We start from the raw sequence: 3,303 nt of genomic DNA on the forward strand, positions 1-3,303 counted from the left end.
GCCACCGCCCCGGCCACCGCCGTCCACTGCACGGAGAAGGGCGAGGGCCCGGCACTCCTCCTCGTCCACGGCCACCCTTTCGACCACACCATGTGGCAGCCCCAGATCGACCGCTTCTCGCGCACGCACCGGGTGATCGCCCCCGACCTSCGCGKCTACGGCGCGACACCCCTCCGGACCGCGCCCGACCCCGCCCCCGGCACCGACGGCGCACCCCTGGCGACCGGGCTCGACGTGTTCGCCGACGACCTCGTCGCCGTCCTCGACGCCCTCGGCGTCGACGACTGTGTCGTCGTCGGCCTCTCCATGGGCGGCCAGATCGCCATGGAGCTCTACCGCGGCCACCCGGGCCGTGTCCGGGGACTCGTCCTCGCCGACACCTTCCCCGCCGCCGAGACCGACGAGGGCAGGGCCGCCAGGAACGCCATGGCCGACCGGCTGCTCGCCGGTGGCGCGGCGGCGATGCGCGCGTACGCCGACGAGGTGCTGAACCGCATGGTGGCCCCGTACAACACGCACGCCGCCCCGCACGTGCACCGGATGATGTGCGCGACCGACCCGGCGGGCGCGGCCGCCGCCCTGCGCGGCCGGGCGGAGCGCCCCGACTACCGGAAGACGCTGACGACCGTCCCGTTCCCCGCCCTCGTCGTGGTCGGCCGGGACGACTCGTACACCCCGGTCGCGGACGCGGAGGACATGCACGCGCTCCTCCCGCACGCCACCCTCGCCGTGATCGAGGAGGCCGCGCACCTGCCGAACCTGGAGCGCGCCGACGCGTTCGACGCCGTACTGGAGGAATACCTCCGCTCACTCGGACGGCCCAGCTGAAGGTTCGCGACGGACCGAACGCTCCGACGATGGGGCCATGAGCCAGAACACGGCACCACCGCGCGGACCCGCACCCGGATCCGGATCCGGTCCCGGATCCCCCTCCTCCGCCTCCGCCTCGTGGGCGAGCGGCGGCACGCTCTTCGCGGGCGTCCTCATGCTCGTCACCGGCTTCATGGACGTCTTCCAGGGCATCGCGGGCATCGCCGAGGACGACGTCTACACCCGCGTCGGCGACTACGTCTTCAAGTTCGACCTCACCACGTGGGGCTGGATCCACCTGATCCTCGGCGTGGTCCTCGCGATCGCCGGCTACGGCGTCCTCAAGGGCGCGGAGTGGGGCCGGGTCGCCGGCATCGCGCTCGCGTCCCTGAACATCCTCTTCCAGTTCCTCTTCCTGCCGTACCAGCCGTGGTGGGCGCTGTTCTCGATGGCCATCTCGGTCTTCGTGATCTGGGCGCTGGCGACGGACGAGGCGTACGGCCGCGACGAGACGTTCTGAGAGGCGGCGGACCATGAGACGCACGACGGCGGCGGCCCTGTCCCTGGCCGCCACCAGCGCACTCACCCTCGCGGCCACCGGGTGCGACACCGTCAAGGAGACGGCGGGCACCATCGCCTCCTCCGCCACGGCGGCGGTCGCCTCGGCGGCCGAGCAGAAGATGAACGAGGTCAAGGACGGGGTGAACGCGACCGGCGACGTGAGCGCCGGCCCCACGAGCACCGACGGAGACCGGACGGTCGCGGAGATCACGGCGAAGAACCCGAAGGACAAGAACGCCGACTACACGGTCATGGTCACCTTCCGGGACGGAGACGGGAACTTCCTCGACTCCGTCGTCCTGAGCATCGACGGCGTGGCACCCGGGAAGTCCAAGGCCGGTACGGCACGCAGCAATCGGACGCTGTCGGGCGACCCGAAGGCGGAGATCGGGCAGGCCCTGCGACACTGACGGGGTGGACCGAGTCCAGACCGCGGTGAGCGCGGCGACCGCATCGACCGACGGAACGGCGGCGCACGGGGAGACGGCGAGACCCGTGAACGACAGCACCGCAGAGCCGACCGCAGGACAGACCGTGGGACCGGCCTCGGGACAGACCGCCGGGCCGGCCTCGGGACCGCCCTCCGGGCCGGCCTCCCCGGCGGCCCCCGCGGCGATCCCGCCGCCCCTGCGGCCCAGGCGCCGACTCGCGGCCTGGGCCGCCGGGCTGCTCATGGTGGTCCCCGCCGTGGTCGCGGGCTGCCGCGCCCTGGACACCGACGCGGTGACCCCCGTCCCCCAACTCCTGTCCTTCCTCCCCTGGCTGACGCTCCCCGCCGGCCTCGCCCTGCTGCTCGCCGCCGCGGCCCGCCGCCGGGCCCTGACGTTCGTATCGGTGCTGGTCCTGGGCGGGACCGCGTGGGCCTCCGTGCCGTACATGCCACAGACCGTCATCTCGTACGGCCTGCCGCTGGCGCGGGTCAAGGTGATCGCGGCGAACGTCGAATTCGGCGAGGGAACGGGGTCGTTGGTCGACGCGGTCCGCCGTGAGCGGCCACAGCTGGTGTTCGTGTCGGAATGCGACCGGGCCTGCCGCTCCACGCTCACCGGGACCTTCGCCGACGAGCTGCCGCACTACGCGTCCCTGGAGGGCGAGGGGTCGGTCGGCTCGATCGTGCTCAGCTCGTACCCGCTCCGCGACTGGCGGGAGATCCCGGCGACCATGGGCATGCCGGGGGCCACGGCCGAGATCGCGGGCGTGCCGGTACGGGTCCAGCTGGCGCACCCGATGCCGCCGGTGCCCGGGCAGGTGGCCCTGTGGAAGCGGGAACTGGGCCGGGTGAAGACGGCGGTGGCCGCGGCGCCGAGCGGGCCGATGCTGGTCGCGGGCGACTTCAACGCCTCGCAGGACCACGCGGCGTTCCGCGCGATCCTCGCGGCGGGCGGGCTCCAGGACGCGGCGCGGCGGGCGAACGAGAGCCGGCTGCCGACGTGGCCGGCGGAGGGGCCGGTGCCGCCGTTCGTCCAGATCGACCACGTGCTGGTACGCGACTTCAGCGTCCGCGAGGTGCGCGTGCTGGGCCTTGCGGGCTCCGACCACCGGGCGGTCGTCGCCGACCTCGACCTGCGCGGGCCGCGCTGATCGGCGACGCTGGAGGACATGGAGAACGAGGAGATCCTGGACGACATCGGCGCCCTCGTCGAGGAGGAACGCACGCTGCGGCAGCGCACGGGCGGCCTCCTCCCCGAGGAGCGAACCCGCCTGTCGGAACTGGAGGTCAGACTGGACCAGTGCTGGGACCTGCTGCGGCAGAGAAGAGCGAAATCAGAATTCGGCGAGGACCCGAGCACGGCGACGGTCCGCCCCGCGTCAGAGGTCGAGTCCTACCGCAACTGACGCCACCCCCTTGAGCCCCCCGACACCTCCGGGGTGGTGGGCCCGGAGCCTGCTCGGCCGCGGCCCAGGGAATCGGCGCGGAGGCCGGCCGAAGCC

5 protein-coding genes are annotated in these 3,303 nt (G+C 73.3%); all 5 read left to right on the forward strand.

Features of this window, described 5'->3' with window-relative positions:
* Positions 1–828: alpha/beta fold hydrolase (locus tag EAO70_RS09420; protein WP_261992775.1), on the forward strand; the 828-nt coding region annotated here is incomplete at its 5' end.
* A 37-nt stretch (positions 829–865) separates the two neighbouring features.
* Positions 866–1,330 carry a hypothetical protein gene (locus EAO70_RS09425; RefSeq protein WP_148002559.1) on the forward strand — a complete coding sequence of 155 codons (465 nt, stop codon included), beginning with the start codon at positions 866–868 and terminating at the stop codon, positions 1,328–1,330.
* Between the two features lie 13 nt (positions 1,331–1,343).
* Positions 1,344–1,781 carry a hypothetical protein gene (locus EAO70_RS09430; RefSeq protein ID WP_148002560.1) on the forward strand — a complete coding sequence of 146 codons (438 nt, stop codon included), beginning with the start codon at positions 1,344–1,346 and terminating at the stop codon, positions 1,779–1,781.
* Between the two features lie 85 nt (positions 1,782–1,866).
* The gene (locus tag EAO70_RS09435) at positions 1,867–2,952 is read left to right on the forward strand and encodes an endonuclease/exonuclease/phosphatase family protein (RefSeq protein ID WP_261992776.1); all 1,086 of its coding nucleotides are present in this window, start codon (positions 1,867–1,869) and stop codon (positions 2,950–2,952) included.
* Between the two features lie 18 nt (positions 2,953–2,970).
* Positions 2,971–3,207, forward strand: a complete 237-nt coding sequence (locus tag EAO70_RS09440) for a DUF2630 family protein (protein WP_148002561.1) — start codon at positions 2,971–2,973, stop codon at positions 3,205–3,207.
* Positions 3,208–3,303: the final 96 nt, after the last annotated feature.

This window comes from Streptomyces sp. adm13(2018) (assembly GCF_008042145.1).
GTDB lineage: Bacteria > Actinomycetota > Actinomycetes > Streptomycetales > Streptomycetaceae > Streptomyces.

What these genes read in the sequence shown, in the direction of transcription:
- EAO70_RS09430 (WP_148002560.1), top strand. Translation starts at nt 1,344, where the DNA reads ATGAGACGCACGACGGCGGCGGCCCTGTCCCTGGCCGCCACCAGCGCA.
- EAO70_RS09440 (WP_148002561.1), top strand. Translation starts at nt 2,971, where the DNA reads ATGGAGAACGAGGAGATCCTGGACGACATCGGCGCCCTCGTCGAGGAG.
- EAO70_RS09425 (WP_148002559.1), top strand. Translation starts at nt 866, where the DNA reads ATGAGCCAGAACACGGCACCACCGCGCGGACCCGCACCCGGATCCGGA.